General features: G+C 70.9%; 14 protein-coding genes. 7 read left to right on the top strand and 7 right to left on the bottom strand.

What is annotated here, in order from left to right; translation table 11 throughout:
* Positions 1–355 precede the first annotated feature (355 nt).
* Both ACIBK0_RS31485 and ACIBK0_RS31480 read left to right on the top strand, forming a co-directional pair.
* Complete coding sequence (locus ACIBK0_RS31485; RefSeq protein ID WP_399087377.1) at positions 356–1468, top strand: magnesium and cobalt transport protein CorA; 1113 nt, start codon at positions 356–358, stop codon at positions 1466–1468.
* Positions 1469–1493: 25 nt separating this feature from the next.
* Positions 1494–2030: a hypothetical protein gene (locus ACIBK0_RS31480; protein WP_399087375.1), complete on the top strand. Its 537-nt coding sequence runs from the start codon at positions 1494–1496 to the stop codon at positions 2028–2030.
* Positions 2031–2039: 9 nt separating this feature from the next.
* On the opposite strand, the gene ACIBK0_RS31475 is transcribed toward ACIBK0_RS31480, so the two are convergent.
* Positions 2040–2798: a hypothetical protein gene (locus ACIBK0_RS31475; RefSeq protein WP_399087373.1), complete on the bottom strand. Its 759-nt coding sequence runs from the start codon at positions 2796–2798 to the stop codon at positions 2040–2042.
* 239 nt (positions 2799–3037) lie between these two features.
* Between ACIBK0_RS31475 and ACIBK0_RS31470 the strand changes: the two genes are divergently transcribed.
* From ACIBK0_RS31470 to ACIBK0_RS31460, 3 genes are read left to right on the top strand one after another with little or no spacing between them, the layout of a single operon-like run.
* The gene (locus ACIBK0_RS31470) at positions 3038–4315 is read left to right on the top strand and encodes a magnesium transporter MgtE N-terminal domain-containing protein (protein ID WP_399087371.1); all 1278 of its coding nucleotides are present in this window, start codon (positions 3038–3040) and stop codon (positions 4313–4315) included.
* A complete protein-coding gene (locus ACIBK0_RS31465; protein ID WP_399087369.1) occupies positions 4305–4889 on the top strand; it encodes a DUF1003 domain-containing protein in 585 nt (194 codons plus the stop codon). Before ACIBK0_RS31470 ends, ACIBK0_RS31465 begins: the two co-directional genes overlap by 11 nt.
* A 43-nt stretch (positions 4890–4932) precedes the next feature.
* Positions 4933–6066 (top strand): Mrp/NBP35 family ATP-binding protein, encoded by a 1134-nt coding sequence (locus tag ACIBK0_RS31460; RefSeq protein WP_399087367.1) that lies wholly within the window; start codon positions 4933–4935, stop codon positions 6064–6066.
* A gap of 184 nt (positions 6067–6250) precedes the next feature.
* Here the strand turns inward: ACIBK0_RS31460 and ACIBK0_RS31455 are convergent, their stop codons facing one another.
* From ACIBK0_RS31455 to sigE, 5 genes are all read right to left on the bottom strand, one after another.
* Positions 6251–6907 carry a hypothetical protein gene (locus ACIBK0_RS31455; protein ID WP_399087365.1) on the bottom strand — a complete coding sequence of 219 codons (657 nt, stop codon included), beginning with the start codon at positions 6905–6907 and terminating at the stop codon, positions 6251–6253.
* A gap of 268 nt (positions 6908–7175) precedes the next feature.
* Positions 7176–7619, bottom strand: coding sequence for a sec-independent translocase (locus tag ACIBK0_RS31450; RefSeq protein WP_399087363.1), 444 nt, complete (start codon positions 7617–7619; stop codon positions 7176–7178).
* Between the two features lie 191 nt (positions 7620–7810).
* Positions 7811–9958 (bottom strand): trypsin-like peptidase domain-containing protein, encoded by a 2148-nt coding sequence (locus ACIBK0_RS31445; protein ID WP_399087361.1) that lies wholly within the window; start codon positions 9956–9958, stop codon positions 7811–7813.
* A 148-nt stretch (positions 9959–10106) separates the two neighbouring features.
* Entirely contained in the window at positions 10107–11081 is a 975-nt protein-coding gene (locus ACIBK0_RS31440; RefSeq protein ID WP_399087359.1) for an anti-sigma factor family protein, read from the bottom strand.
* Positions 11078–11776 (bottom strand): RNA polymerase sigma factor SigE, encoded by a 699-nt coding sequence (sigE, locus tag ACIBK0_RS31435; RefSeq protein ID WP_399087506.1) that lies wholly within the window; start codon positions 11774–11776, stop codon positions 11078–11080. Before sigE ends, ACIBK0_RS31440 begins: the two co-directional genes overlap by 4 nt.
* 227 nt (positions 11777–12003) lie before the next feature.
* Here sigE and ACIBK0_RS31430 point away from each other — a divergent pair, with 227 nt between their 5' ends.
* Entirely contained in the window at positions 12004–12702 is a 699-nt protein-coding gene (locus ACIBK0_RS31430) for an O-methyltransferase (RefSeq protein ID WP_399087504.1), read from the top strand.
* A 142-nt stretch (positions 12703–12844) separates the two neighbouring features.
* On the opposite strand, the gene ACIBK0_RS31425 is transcribed toward ACIBK0_RS31430, so the two are convergent.
* Positions 12845–13012, bottom strand: a complete 168-nt coding sequence (locus tag ACIBK0_RS31425) for a DUF3117 domain-containing protein (protein ID WP_003966491.1) — start codon at positions 13010–13012, stop codon at positions 12845–12847.
* Positions 13013–13375: 363 nt separating this feature from the next.
* Here ACIBK0_RS31425 and ACIBK0_RS31420 point away from each other — a divergent pair, with 363 nt between their 5' ends.
* Complete coding sequence (locus tag ACIBK0_RS31420; RefSeq protein WP_399087357.1) at positions 13376–14179, top strand: enoyl-CoA hydratase/isomerase family protein; 804 nt, start codon at positions 13376–13378, stop codon at positions 14177–14179.
* The last annotated feature ends 53 nt before the right edge of the window (positions 14180–14232 follow it).

The following is a 14232-nucleotide window of genomic DNA, read 5'->3' as shown; positions in this document are numbered from 1 at the left end:
TCGTCCCTCACGGGGGACCGACCGGAGGAGGTGGGGCTGCAATGGACCGAAGTCGACCGTGCAGTACCACCCGCTCTTCCGGTCGCTGAGTTCCGTAGCTGGTTCCGCTGGTTTCCCAGCTCTGCTGGCTGCTGCCTCCTGCAAACGTGTGCATACGTGTCAGCGTTGTCCGGTGCACCACGGAAGAGCGCTTCGTTTCCGCCTGATCTGTCTGATCTGAATCAGTAGCGAAGCTGCCACCGCGACGGTGCGGTGCTCCCCGCTTTGTGGACGTGCCAAACATCCGCAGTCAGGACGTCCCCATTCCGGGTAGTTCCAACCGTCGCCGGCCGCCTCCGTTGCAAAGGAGCCTGCCATGTCGATGATCCGTGACCTGCGTGCCGCGGTCCGCCCCCGCCCCTCGCTGCGCAAGGAGAGTGGCTCGTACGACACCACCCGCGACCCCGCCACCCCGTCCGCCGTGGTCGACTGCGCCGTCTACCGCGACGGCGCCCGCGTCGAGAGCCGCGAGCCGCTGACGCCGCACGAGGCGATGCGTCAGGTGCACCGCGACGGCGGCTTCGTGTGGATCGGTCTGCACGAGCCGACGGAGGCCGAATTCGCGGGTATCGCCCGAGAGTTCGGGCTGCACCCGCTGGCCGTCGAGGACGCCGTCCAGGCCCACCAGCGGCCCAAGCTGGAGCGCTACGACGACTCCCTGTTCACCGTCTTCAAGACCATCCACTACGTCGAGCACGACCGGCTGACCGCCACCAGCGAGATCGTGGAGACCGGCGAGGTCATGTGCTTCACCGGACGGGACTTCTTCATCACTGTCCGGCACGGCGGGCAGGGCTCGCTGCGGGCGCTGCGGCACCGGTTGCAGGACGACCCCGAGCTGCTCGCCAAGGGCCCCTCCGCCGTGCTGCACGCGATCGCCGACCACGTCGTCGACGGGTACATCGCGGTCGCGGACGCCGTGCAGGACGACATCGACGAGGTCGAGACCGAGGTGTTCTCGCCGGGCCGCAAGGGCACGCCGCGCGGTACGGACGCCGGGCAGATCTACCAACTCAAGCGTGAGGTCCTCGAGTTCAAGCGGGCGGTGTCGCCGCTGCTGCGCCCCATGCAGCTGCTGAGCGAGCGGCCGATGCGGCTGATCGACCCCGACATCCAGAAGTACTTCCGCGACGTCGCCGACCACCTCGCCCGGGTGCAGGAGCAGGTCCTCGGCTTCGACGAGCTGCTCAACTCGATCCTCCAGGCCAACCTCGCCCAGGCCTCCGTCGCGCAGAACGAGGACATGCGCAAGATCACGTCCTGGGCCGCGATCATCGCCGTACCGACGATGGTCTGTGGCGTGTACGGCATGAACTTCAAGTACATGCCGGAGCTGCACTGGCGGTACGGCTACCCGGTGGTCATGGGCATCACCGTCGGCCTCTGCCTCTCGATCCACCGCATCCTCAAGCGCAACGGCTGGCTGTGAAGAGGGGCTGGATAGTCTTGGCCCCATGACGGAACAGCTGCTCGACCAGGCCCTCATCGAGGAGGCCACCAAGAAGTCCGGGCTGATCTGGGTGCGGGGCAGCGGCGCACCCATGCCCGAGGGCCAGGAGGTGCCCACCCGCGCCCTGTGGCACGTGTGGCACGACGGCGCGGCCTGTCTGGTCGGCGACGGGCCGGGCGAGCAGCCGCTGCCGAGCCTGGTCGACGGCGGCGACGCGATCGTCACCGTACGCAGCAAGGACAAGGGCGGACGCCTCGTCTCCTGGTCCGCGAAGGTCGTGGAGCTGACCCCCGCCTCCCCCGAGTGGGAGGCCGCCGTCGCCGAGCTCAAGGGCAAGCGCCTGAACGCCCCCGACGGTGAGGCCATGCCTGAACGGTGGGCACGCGAGTGCCGGGTGCTGCGCCTGGAGCCCTCGGGCGGCACGGCCGAGCTGCCGGACGGCTCACTCGCCGAGCGGCCGCTGCCGACCCCGGCGACCACTCGCCGGCCCATCCCGGCGGGCCTCCCCCGCCTCCTCCTCAAGAAGCGCAAGCGCCGCTGAGACAGCGGACTACGACGCGGGCAGCTGCTGCCCGTAGTCCACCGTCTCCTTCTTCGAGGGCTCCTCCAGGGCGAAGTCCTTGCCCCAGTCGGTGAGGCGAAGGGTGCCCGCGTTGCCCGCGCGAACCAGCAGCAGGGGGTACGGGGTTCCCTTCAGGGAGACGTCGAGCGATCCGCCGGAGCCCTTGTCACCGGTGATGCGGATGGTACGGACGCCGGACTGCTCGTGGTGGCCGTCCGTAGCGAGCGCGCCGTGCAGGGTGAGCAGACCGTCGAGGAGGACGTCCTTGTCGGTGAAGCCGCTGAACCGCTTGTAGGCGGGGTCGGCGGTGGGCACCTTCACGTACATGCCCTCCAGCTTCTTGGCCGCGGCGGTGTCGGCGGAGGAGCTGTCGCTCTTGCCGTCCTGGTGGGTCCAGAACTCCGCGTCGGCCTTGAGGAAGAGGTGCTTGCCGACCCGCAGCAGCCGGAAGCTCGCCCCCTTCGAGGTGACGGAGCCGGTGCCGCCGTCGGCCTTGAGGCGCATGTCGAGGGTGTACGTCGTCCCGTTGCTGACAACGGTTCCGGCGAGCCGTACGGTGGCCGCCGCCTCGGCCGCCTTCTTCGTCTTCGCCTGGATCGTGGCGGCGGGCAGCTTGCCCACTCCGTTGGTGCCCGCGTCCGGGTCCTCACTACTGCACCCCGTCAGCCCCGTCCCCGTCACGACCAGGGCGCACATCGCGCTCACCAGTGCGGCCCGGCGGGTTCGGCCCTGGGGAATTGCAGTCACGGGTGGGGCTGCCTTTCGTGCGGGGGTCCTTGGCGGCGTACGGCAGCGTACCGGTGCCGCGGGCGCCCGGCGGAGGCAGTCCGTCCGGACCGCTCACCAGGGCGTATCCGACCGGGACGGGCTAGCCTGAAGCCCACCCGAGCGGACAGAGCAGGACAGAACGCGCGTACGTCGCGCACGCACGGAGAGTCGTACAGGAGCGCCCGTAAGAGCGCGTACGAGGAGAAGGAGGCGCGGGCATGGCCGCAGGCGCCCCCCGGGTCTTCGTCTCGCACCTCGCCGCTGTCGCCGTCTTCGACCCGAACGGCGACCAAGTGGGCCGGGTGCGGGACCTCGTCGCCATGCTCCGGGTCGGACGGCGGCCGCCCCGGCTGCTGGGCCTCGTCGTCGAACTGTCCACGCGGCGGCGGATCTTCCTGCCCATGACCCGGGTGATCGGCATCGAGTCCGGCCAGGTCATCACCACCGGCGTCCTCAACGTGCGGCGCTTCGAGCAGCGGCCCACCGAACGGCTCGTCTTCGGCGAGCTCCTCGACCGGGTGGTACGCCTCGTCGAGACCGGCGAGGAGGTGACCGTGCTCGACGTGTCGATCCAGCAGCTGCCGGCCCGCAGGGACTGGGAGATCGGCCGGGTCTTCGTCCGCAAGGGTCGCAGCGGGGCCTTCCGGCGCACCAAGGGCGAGACGCTGACCGTCGAGTGGTCCGCGGTCACCGGGTTCTCGCTGGAGGAGCACGGACAGGGCGCCGAGAGCCTGCTCGCCACCTTCGAGCAGCTGCGCCCGGCCGACCTCGCCAACGTCCTGCACCACCTGTCCCCCAAGCGGCGCGGGGAGGTGGCCGCCGCACTGGACGACGACCGGCTCGCCGACGTCCTCGAAGAGCTCCCCGAGGACGACCAGATCGAGATCCTCGGCAAGCTCAAGGAGGAGCGCGCGGCCGACGTCCTGGAGGCGATGGACCCGGACGACGCGGCCGACCTGCTCGCCGAACTGCCCACCGAGGACGTGGAGCGGCTGCTGAAGCTGATGCAGCCGGAGGAGGCGGCCGACGTGCGGCGGCTGATGGCGTACGAGGAGAAGACCGCCGGCGGGCTCATGACGACCGAGCCGATCGTGCTGCGGCCCGACGCGACGGTCGCCGACGCGCTCGCCCGGGTCCGCAACCCCGACCTCTCCCCCTCGCTCGCCGCCCAGGTGTACGTGTGCCGCCCACCGGACGAGACGCCGACCGGAAAGTACCTCGGCACGGTCCACTTCCAGCGGCTCCTGCGCGATCCGCCGTTCACGCTCGTCGGCGCGCTCCTCGACGACGATCTGCAGCCGCTCGCGCCGGACGCCGCGCTGCCCGTCGTCGCCGGCTTCTTCGCGACGTACGACATGGTCGCGGCGCCCGTCGTCGACGAGAGCGGCTCGCTGCTCGGCGCCGTGACCGTGGACGACGTACTGGACCACATGCTGCCCGAGGACTGGCGGGAGACGGAGTTCCACCTCGTGGAGGAGGAGCCCCATGCCACCTGAGCGCGAGCCCCGCGACCGCACCCCCGCGGGGGCGACCGCCACCACTCGGCCGCGCACCCGGCTCGACCAGCCGAAACCGCCGCGGCGCAGACTGCTGCCAGAGTGGGACCCGGAGGCCTTCGGACGGCTCTCGGAGCGCATCGCCCGCTTCCTCGGCACCGGGCGGTTCATCGTCTGGATGACCGTCGTCATCATCCTGTGGGTGGTGTGGAACGTCTCCGTACCGCGCGACCTGCGCTTCGACAACTACCCGTTCATCTTCCTGACGCTGATGCTGTCGCTGCAGGCCTCGTACGCCGCCCCCCTGATCCTGCTCGCGCAGAACCGCCAGGACGACCGCGACCGGGTCAACCTCGAACAGGACCGCAAGCAGAACGAGCGGTCCATCGCGGACACCGAATACCTCACCCGCGAGATCGCCGCACTGCGCGTGGGCCTCGGCGAGGTCGCCACCCGCGACTGGATCCGCTCCGAACTGCAGGACCTGGTCAAGGACGTGGAGGAGCACCGGGGCGACGGCCATGTCGTATTCCCGGCGGAACGGTCGCACGGACGTGACGTAGACGACCGGTGACGGGGCTTCGGGGCCCTGGGCCCGTCGCCGTACCATCGTCCTTATGGCTACGGAAGACGCGGTGCGCGAAGCACTGGCGACGGTGAACGACCCCGAGATCCAGCGACCCATCACCGAGCTGGGGATGGTCAAATCGGTGGAGATCGGCGCGGATGGTGCGGTCGCGGTCACCGTCTATCTGACCGTCTCCGGCTGCCCGATGCGCGAGACCATCACGAAGAACGTGACGGAGGCGGTCTCGGCGGTCGAGGGCGTCACGCGCGTCGACGTGACCCTGGACGTGATGAGCGACGAGCAGCGCCGCGAGCTGGCGTCCGCGCTGCGCGGCGGGCAGGCCGAGCGCGAGGTCCCCTTCGCCAAGCCCGGCTCGCTGACCCGTGTCTACGCGGTCGCCTCCGGCAAGGGCGGCGTCGGCAAGTCCTCGGTGACGGTGAACCTGGCTGCGGCGATGGCGGCCGACGGCCTCAAGGTCGGTGTCGTCGACGCCGACATCTACGGCCACTCGGTGCCCCGGATGCTCGGCGCGGACGGCCGTCCGACCCAGGTCGAGAACATGATCATGCCGCCGTCGGCGAACGGCGTGAAGGTCATCTCGATCGGCATGTTCACCCCGGGCAACGCGCCGGTCGTCTGGCGCGGCCCGATGCTGCACCGCGCCCTCCAGCAGTTCCTGGCGGACGTCTTCTGGGGCGACCTGGACGTCCTGCTCCTCGACCTCCCGCCCGGCACGGGCGACATCGCGATCTCGGTGGCCCAGCTGGTCCCGAACGCGGAGATCCTGGTGGTCACCACCCCGCAGCAGGCGGCCGCCGAGGTCGCCGAGCGGGCCGGCTCCATCGCCGTCCAGACCCACCAGAAGATCGTCGGCGTCGTCGAGAACATGTCGGGCCTGCCCTGCCCGCACTGCGGCGAGATGGTCGACGTCTTCGGCACGGGCGGTGGCCAGTCGGTCGCCGACGGCCTGACCCGCACCACTGGCGCGACCGTCCCGGTCCTCGGCTCCATCCCCATCGACGTCCGCCTCCGCGAGGGCGGCGACGAGGGCAAGCCGGTGGTCCTCACGGACCCCGACTCTCCGGCCGGCTCGGCGCTGCGCGCGATCGCGGGCAAGCTGGGCGGCCGCCAGCGCGGCCTGTCGGGCATGTCGCTGGGCATCACGCCGAGGAACAAGTTCTAGGACGTTCACGCCGGGGGAGCCGCGCCTCGTAAGGGCGCGGGGAACTGGGCCCCGCAAGGGCGCGGGCAGCCGCGCGACCAGCCACCACGTACCCGCAGTGGCGCACGGTCCGCAACAAGCCGTCTCGCACAGGAAGGGGGGCGCCGTCACACCGACGGCGCCCCCCTTCTCCGTGACGCGCCGGCTAGGCGTATGCGCCGATGTCCTTGATCATGGCGAACGCCAGCCCATACGCACTCATCCCCCGCCCGTACGCCCCCACATGCACGCCCTCCTGAGTGGACCCCGCAAGGATCCACCCGAACTCGGACTCGCGGTAGTGGAAGGGCGTCGGGACCCCGTCCACGGGGAGCGACAGCGAGGACCAGTCCGGTCCGTCGAGGTCGTCCGCGAGCACCCACGCGGTCTCGGTCTGCTGTTCCAGCCAGTCGTCCCGCAGGGTGTGGTCCATCTGACCGGGCCAGGTGAAGGACAGCAGCCCCACACCTGCCAGCCAGGCCGCGGAGGACACCGAGGTGGCCTCCAACAGGCCCGTACCGTCCGCGCTGCGGCGTACGGGGCTGGCCGCGACGGTGACCACCACCGCGAAGCGTTCCTTGTCCTCGGTCGACTCGGGGCGCACCGATGGCTCGTCGCCGTGCCCGATCGAACCGTGCTCGACGGCGCCGTCCGCCGAGGTACCCACCTGCATCAGCCAGCGCGGCCCTGTGAAGGCCTCGTCGAGGCCGTACCACGGGAAGGGCGCCAGCAGGTAGCCGTCGACCGTACGCCGGGCGGAGGAGACCTGTTGTCCGCCCTCCGCAGCCGGCGCCTGCGCGCCTACCCGACTTGTCGTCTCCATCTGCCCGGACGCCTCCTCGCTCTCGTCGGACCGGGCGGCCCGCCCCCCTCGGGCGTCCTTATCGGTCCGCACAACAACTGGGCAGCATAGCCACACCGCTCCGAGCGGCAGGGAAACCGCCCGGCGCGTGGGTCGCGAACGCGCCGGTTTCAGGCCGCGAGGCGTCGCTCTGATGTGCGAGTACACGGGCGGCCATGCGGATCCGGTGACGTCCGCCACGGCCAACGGGGTACGCCCCGGTCGGCCTCCGCCGAGTGGGACGTACGACTCAGGTGGCGTCCGCGTCGTACGGCGGGCGCTCGTCCGGGTCGAGCTTCTCGCGCTTCTTCGTCATGTCGACGGAGCCGCCCGTCGAACCGGACGAAGACGCAGACGAGGAGGTATCGGCGTCGCGGCTGTGGACCGCGTCCGTGACCTCCGCCATCTCCTTCTTCAGGTCGAAGCCGTTGCGGATCTCCTTGAGCCCCAGCTCGTCGTTGTCCAGCTGCTTGCGGATGAACGTCTTGGGGTTGAGGTCCTCGAACTCGAAGTCCTTGAACTCCGGGCCGAGTTCCTCACGGATGTCCGCCTTGGCGCTCTCCGAGAACTCGCGGATCTTGCGAATGGTGCGCGTGACGTCCTGGATCATCTTCGGGAGCTTCTCCGGGCCGAAGACGAGCACGGCGAGGACGACGAGCGTCACCAGCTCGAGCGGTCCTATGTCATTGAACACCTGAAGCTCCTTGCGATGTCCTCGGTCCTCGGCCCTCGGCGGGTCTTCCGTGGTCCGGGCCGTGTCCACGGTACCCGGCGATCCCGTCCGTCCGGAACTGTCCCGGGGCTTCCGGGTTCATGTACACGACGGGTTTTCCGCGTTGTTTGCCGTTCGGAGCTGCGGCGATGCGCCCACCTGTGAACTTCATGTCAGTCGCCGTCGGCGGAACCGAGGACCAGGGTGACCTTCTTCTGCGTGTCGCCCCGCCGGAGGGTCAGCTGGAGCCGGTCGCCCGGGCGGTGCGCGCGGGTCTTCACGATGAGTTCCTCACCGGAGTGGACGCGCTGGCCATCGACCTCGGTGATGACGTCGCCCGCCTCGATGCCCGCCTCGGCGCCGGGGCCGCCCGCGGTGACGGGCGGGCCGCCGCCGTTGCCCTTCGTTCCGACGCGGGCGCCGTCGCCCGTGTAGTTCATGTCGAGCGTGACACCGATCACAGGGTGGGTGGCCTTGCCCGTGTTGATGAGCTCCTCGGCCACGCGCTTGCCCTGGTTGATCGGGATGGCGAAGCCGAGCCCGATGGAACCCGCCTGACCGCTCTCCAGGTCGGAACCGCTGTCGGCGGAACGGATGGCGCTGTTGATGCCGATGACGCGGGCCTTGGAGTCGAGCAGCGGGCCACCGGAGTTGCCGGGGTTGATGGGCGCGTCGGTCTGCAACGCGTCGACGTACGAGACGTCGCTCCCGTCGCCCTTCTCCCCGCCCGCTGTGATGGGGCGTTCCTTGGCGCTGATGATGCCGGAGGTGACGGTGTTGGCGAGGTCGAAGGGCGCGCCGATGGCAACGACCGGGTCGCCCACCTGGACGTTGTCGGAGTTGCCCAGCGGCATGGGGTCGAGGCCGCTGACGCCGGAGACCTTGACGACGGCGAGGTCGTACCCGCTGTCGTGTCCGACGACCTTGGCCTTGGCGGTCTCTCCGCCGCTGAACGTGACGGATATCTCGCCGCCGCTGCCGGCCGGTTCGATCACGTGATTGTTGGTGAGGATGTGCCCTTGGCCGTCGAGCACGAACCCGGTGCCGGTGCCTTCCTCCTGGGAGCCGCGCACATGCAGGGTGACGACGCTGGGCAGCGCGTGGGCGGCGATCCCGGCGACGCTGTCCGGGGCGCGCCCCGGCGCCTCCTTGCCCGCCTGCGGCAGCTCGACGTCCCCCATCCCCCCGTTCCGTTCCAGGTACGCCCCTACGGCACCGCCGACGCCCCCGGAGACCAGCGCGAGCACCACTGCCCCGAGCACCAGTACCTTCTTCGCCCGCTTGCGCCGCTGCGTCACGGTCGCCACGGCCGCGCCGTTCTGCTGGAGGGGGCCCGGGGCGGCCCAGGGGTCGTAGTTCTGCCAGGGCGCGGGGGGCCGGGGGCTTTGCACAGGCGCTTCGTGGGCCGTTCCCGCGTACGCGGCCGGGGGTCCGCCCGCCGGGGCGTGGGCCACGGGCGTGGTGCCGTTCGGCGAGGCATCGAAGGGTGTGCCGAGGGCCGGTGCGCTCCCCGGGACGTGTGTGCCCTGGGCCGGTGTGCCCGCCGAGACGTGTGTGCCTTGGGCCGGTGTGCCCGCCGGGACGTGCGGGCCTTGGGCCGGTGTGCCCGCCGGAACGTGTGTGCCCTGGGCCGGTGTGCCCGCCGGAACGTGCGTGCCCTGGGCCGGCGTGGGCGCCGACAGGTGCGTCCCGTGTGCGGGGGTGGCCGCGGGGTGCTGGACCGGCGGGGCGGGCGCCCAGGGGCCGGGCTGACCGTAGGGCGGGGTGCCGTAGGGGTCGGGATCGTGCAGGGGCTTGGCGCGCTCCGAGGCGGCACCGGGACGCGAGCTCACCTCGTCCTGCGTGACCTGCGCAAGGTCACGCTCCGAGGCGGCACCGGGGTGCGTGCTCGCCTCGCTCTGCGTGACCTGCGCGAGGCTTTCCGTGACCTGTGTGGGGATCGACCGCACGGGCGTCTCTCCGCCGTCGCCCGGGGCCGGGACACGGTCCGCCTGAGCGGTGTCGCCGCCCTGCGCACTCGCGCGCCGAACCGGCGCGGGCCGCTCCAGCTCGAAGTCGCCGTCGGTGCCCGCTCCGGACCCGCCGGTGGTCGGAGCCGGCGCGGGGCGGTCCAGTTCGAAGTCGCCCCCGGTGTCGCTTGTCGCACTGCCAGGCGTCTCGACGTCACCCCCGGTGCCAACGGCACCGCCAGGCGTACGGACGTGGGCGACGCCCCCGGGCCCGTCGGCGATCTCGGACGAGCCCACCCCGGCATCCCCCGGAGAGACCGGCGGCCTGGGCCGGCTCCACCACTTCGCCTTCGTGGGCTTCCCCTCGTTCATGTTCTCCCCACACCTGGCCCGCGGCACAACTCGCCGACGGTCACCGCAGATTGTCGACTCCGCGTCCGGGATCCCTCCCGCGGACGCGGCCCACCCTGGATTCAACCAGGTTCACGGGCCGCCGCGCAGAGGACGGGGTCAGCGGACCCTACGGGAGGAGGGGGAGGTGGGGGGACGGGGAGGAAGCGGGGGACGGGGTGACCACGGGGGCGGCGAGCAGGCCCGGAGTCGTGACGTCCGGGGCCGCGGACCACGAGGTCAGCGTGAGCGGCTGGGCATCGGTGAGCGGACGTATCAGCGGGGACATCGCGGCGGCTCCGGCGACCACCGGTGTCGTCAGCGTGTGCATGGCGTCCGGGCCGCGGTCCGCCGGAGCGGGGACTCCGGGCAGCAGCGGCGCGGACACCTCGGTCGGCGCCACGGGACCGTCGCCCAGCGCCCGGCGGCCCTGCGCGAGCAGCGGTGCGTCGGACCGGCGACGCTGCGACTCGGGAGCTGTCGAGGACCCCGTGCCGGGCGAACGCATCGGCGTCACATTGCTTCCGGCCCCGGAACCGCCGCGTGCGTCCGCGGTGTCACCCGGCACCCCGGTCGACACCCCGCCGAGCGCGACCGCGGCCAGCGACACCGCACCGGCGGCGGCGAACGCGAACCGCAGCCCGCGCGAGGCCGATCGCTCGGCATCGTGACGGCTGACGTCATGGATGCGGAAGCCGCGGCCCGACGAGGGGGGCAGCACATCGGCGTGCGGTCCGGCGGGGACGTAACCGAAAGGCTCGCCCCTCACTCCGAAGATTCCGGTGAGGCCGGAGGTCCGGTCGGCTCCGGGCAGTGTGCCGCCGAATGCTCCCCCGCCCAGCGGCGAGCCGGGGCCGTCGGAGTCCCCTCCCCCGGGAAGCCCCTGGAGACGGGCCAGGAAGCTCTCGGAGGGAGGCGGAGGGGCCACTTCCGCGAATACGTTCTTCAGTCGGCGCTGGGCGTCCGCCTCGGCCTTGCACTTCGCGCAGGTGGCGAGGTGTGCCAGGACGCGGTCGCGCGACTCATGACCGAGCTCTCCGTCCACCAGGGCGGAGAGTCGGTCGCCGAGGTGCTGCTCAGCGGGCGTAGGACGGGATCCACTCACGCGGTCGCGCCCCCTCCCCCCAGCACGGGCACACGGGCCACGAACGAGCGGCGCTCGGCGCGGGCCTCGGGAGACCGGTGGGCAAGGGCCTTGCGCAGCTGGGAGCGGCCACGGTGGATCCGGGAGCGGACCGTGCCGAGCTTCACGCCCAAAGTCGCGGCGATCTCCTCGTACGAGAGCCCCTCGATGTCGCACAGGACGACGGCGGCGCGGAACTCGGGCGCGAGGGTGTCCAGCGCCTGCTGGACGTCCGCGTCGAAATGCGCGTCGTTGAAGACCTGCTGCGGGGACGGCTCACGGCTGGGCAGGCGCTCGGCCGCGTCGTCGCCGAGAGCGTCGAAGCGGATGCGCTGCTTGCGGCGCACCATGTCCAGGAAGAGGTTCGTGGTGATGCGGTGCAGCCAGCCCTCGAAGGTGCCGGGCGTGTAGGTCGACAGCGAGCGGAAGACGCGGACGAAGACTTCCTGGGTGAGGTCCTCGGCGTCGTGCTGGTTGCCCGTCAGGCGGTAGGCGAGGCGGTAGACCCGTCCGCTGTGCGTGCTGACGATCTCCTCCCAGGTGGGCGGAGTCCACGCCTGCGACTCCGCGTCGGTGGTGAACGTCGCGGTCTGCGCGGGGGCAGCAGCGTGGAACTGGTCAGCGATGTCGGTCACGGATTTCGGCTCACCCGCCGATCTGAGTAGGCGCCGCAGCACCCGTCCCCGATCCACAGGCGCAGCCGCACCTCCCCTGTCGGCTCTGGTGGTGTCCAGTGGAGCCCCTACCATAGCCACCTCGCCCGTTAGCTCCGGATAAGCGGTTTTACGAGAATTTGATACGTGCTCATATGGCTGCGTCAGTACTTGCTCGCCGCCCCGCTCCGCTTCCTGGTTCATCGGCTTCCCCCCGCTCTGTTTCCCCACCCCTCTAAACGCCTGGTCCCATCTGCGGGTTCCCGGCACCAACGGATACAGTCACGCCCAGGCAACCACGGGGACAGGAGAGGGTCATTACCGGCAACCGGCAGACGAGCTGGGCGTTCGCCGACGCCTTTGTCGCCGAGGACGAGGCGCTGCGCTGGGCCCGCGACCGGGCTCGCGAGGCAGGCCTGCGCTCGGTGTCGCCCGGCACGGGCGCCGCGCTGCGGTTGCTCGCCGCCACCGTGGACGCGAAAGCGGTGGCGGAGATCGGGACCGGGACCGGCGTCTCCGGCATTCATCTGCTGCACGGCATGCGGCCGGACGGGGTACTGACCACCGTCGATCCTGAGCCGGAGCGGCAGCAGTTCGCCCGCCAGGCCTTCCGCGCGGCCGGTTTCGCCAGCAATCGCGCCCGCTTCATCCCGGGCCGCGCGCTGGAGGTCCTGCCCCGGCTCGCGGACGCCGGCTACGACCTCGTCTTCTGCGACGGCGACCGTCTCGAGTGCCTGGACTATCTCGCTGAATCGTTGCGCCTGCTGCGACCGGGCGGGCTCGTCGTCTTCGAGGGCGTCTTCGCGGACGGCCGCACGGTGGACTCGGGACCGCAGCCTGCGGAGGTCGGCCGGCTGCGCGAACTGCTGCGCGCGGTCCGCGAGAGCCAGGATCTGGTGCCCTCGCTCCTGCCGGTGGGCGATGGTCTGCTGTGCGCGGTCAAGCGCTGACTGCGCCCCGGTTCGCACCCGTCTGACCTGTACGAATACCAAAGGGGTACGTCGCTGACGTACCCCTTTGCCCGCTGGAAGACCACTGCCCCGGCACCGATCACGATGCCGGGGCAGCTGAAAAGGTATGGTCGCTTCCGCGTCAGCCGACGACCTTCTTGAGGGCGTCGCCGAGCGCGTCGGCCTCATCAGGGGTCAGCTCGACGACGAGCCGACCGCCGCCTTCGAGCGGAACGCGCATGACGATGCCCCGCCCCTCCTTGGTCACCTCGAGCGGGCCATCGCCCGTCCGCGGCTTCATGGCCGCCATGCTCGTTCCCCTTCCTGAAACCAGCTCATCGTCGCCGACGGCCCCTTGAAGGGCACGCACGTCCCCTCATAGGACACACGTCACCGGCATCGAACACATTGCTTCCAGGCCATTATCCCGCATCTCAGGACCCGATGACCAACATCAGTCGGCATCGCTTGCGCAACGCGCTTGAGCAAAACCACTCAATTCGGCGATGTGACTGCGATACTGCGCCGCCGCATCGTCTTCCGGAGCGCGGAATTCTTTGACGCAGGTCACATGTGCGGGCCGCGCCACCACCGGTGATCTCCGCCATGCTGTCATCGGACACAGGACGTACCGACCGGTACGACGGAGCCGCGACCCCGGAGGGGACCCACCATGGCCGACACCGTGCTCTACGAGGTGAGCGACGGACTCGCGACGATCACGCTGAACCGCCCCGAGGCGATGAACGCGATGAACGTCGAGACCAAGGTCGCCTTCCGGGACGCGGCTCAGGCGGCCGCGGCGGACGGGGAGGTACGGGCGATCCTGCTGACCGCCGCCGGTGACCGGGCGTTCTGCGTCGGCCAGGACCTCAAGGAGCACATCGGGCTGCTGGCCGCCGACAAGCAGTCGGGGTCCGGCCAGACGATGAGCACCGTGCGCGAGCACTACAACCCGATCGTGCGGGCCCTGACCGGCGCCGCGAAGCCCGTGATCGCCGCCGTGAACGGCGTCGCGGCCGGGGCGGGATTCGGCTTCGCGCTCGCCGCGGACTATCGCATCGTCGCCGACACCGCCGGCTTCAACACGTCGTTCGCCGGGGTGGCGCTGACCGCCGACTCGGGGATCTCCTGGACGCTGCCCCGGGTCATCGGGCCCAGCCGGGCCGCCGACCTGCTGCTCTTCCCGCGCAGCATCACCGCGCAGGAGGCATACGAGCTGGGGATCGCGAACCGTCTCGTGCCTTCGGCGGAGTTGCGCGCCGAGGCGGAGAAGGTGGCCCGGGCGCTGGCTTCGGGGCCGACGCTCGCGTATGCCGCGCTGAAGGAGTCCCTCGCGTTCGGGCTCTCCCACTCTCTTGAGGAGACCCTGGAGAAGGAGGATGAACTCCAGGCGCGGGCGGGTGCCTCCGAGGACCACACCATCGCGGTGCAGGCGTTCGTGAACAAGGAGAAGCCGAAGTACCTGGGGCGGTGACGCTTCGCCGGATTCGGCGGTCGTAGGTCGGTACGGGAACTGCGCGCGGTCTG

It is taken from the genome of Streptomyces sp. NPDC050564 (genome assembly GCF_044457265.1).
Taxonomy (GTDB): domain Bacteria; phylum Actinomycetota; class Actinomycetes; order Streptomycetales; family Streptomycetaceae; genus Streptomyces.
This window is presented reverse-complemented; position numbering and strand designations above follow the sequence as displayed.

Bases quoted from the DNA above. Each gene is read 5' to 3' on its own strand.
- ACIBK0_RS31425 (WP_003966491.1), bottom strand. From the start codon at position 13,012: ATGGCGGCCATGAAGCCGCGGACGGGCGATGGCCCGCTCGAGGTGACC.
- ACIBK0_RS31460 (WP_399087367.1), top strand. From the start codon at position 4,933: ATGGCTACGGAAGACGCGGTGCGCGAAGCACTGGCGACGGTGAACGAC.
- ACIBK0_RS31480 (WP_399087375.1), top strand. From the start codon at position 1,494: ATGACGGAACAGCTGCTCGACCAGGCCCTCATCGAGGAGGCCACCAAG.
- ACIBK0_RS31445 (WP_399087361.1), bottom strand. From the start codon at position 9,958: ATGAACGAGGGGAAGCCCACGAAGGCGAAGTGGTGGAGCCGGCCCAGG.
- ACIBK0_RS31420 (WP_399087357.1), top strand. From the start codon at position 13,376: ATGGCCGACACCGTGCTCTACGAGGTGAGCGACGGACTCGCGACGATC.
- ACIBK0_RS31465 (WP_399087369.1), top strand. From the start codon at position 4,305: ATGCCACCTGAGCGCGAGCCCCGCGACCGCACCCCCGCGGGGGCGACC.
- ACIBK0_RS31455 (WP_399087365.1), bottom strand. From the start codon at position 6,907: ATGGAGACGACAAGTCGGGTAGGCGCGCAGGCGCCGGCTGCGGAGGGC.
- ACIBK0_RS31470 (WP_399087371.1), top strand. From the start codon at position 3,038: ATGGCCGCAGGCGCCCCCCGGGTCTTCGTCTCGCACCTCGCCGCTGTC.
- ACIBK0_RS31485 (WP_399087377.1), top strand. From the start codon at position 356: ATGTCGATGATCCGTGACCTGCGTGCCGCGGTCCGCCCCCGCCCCTCG.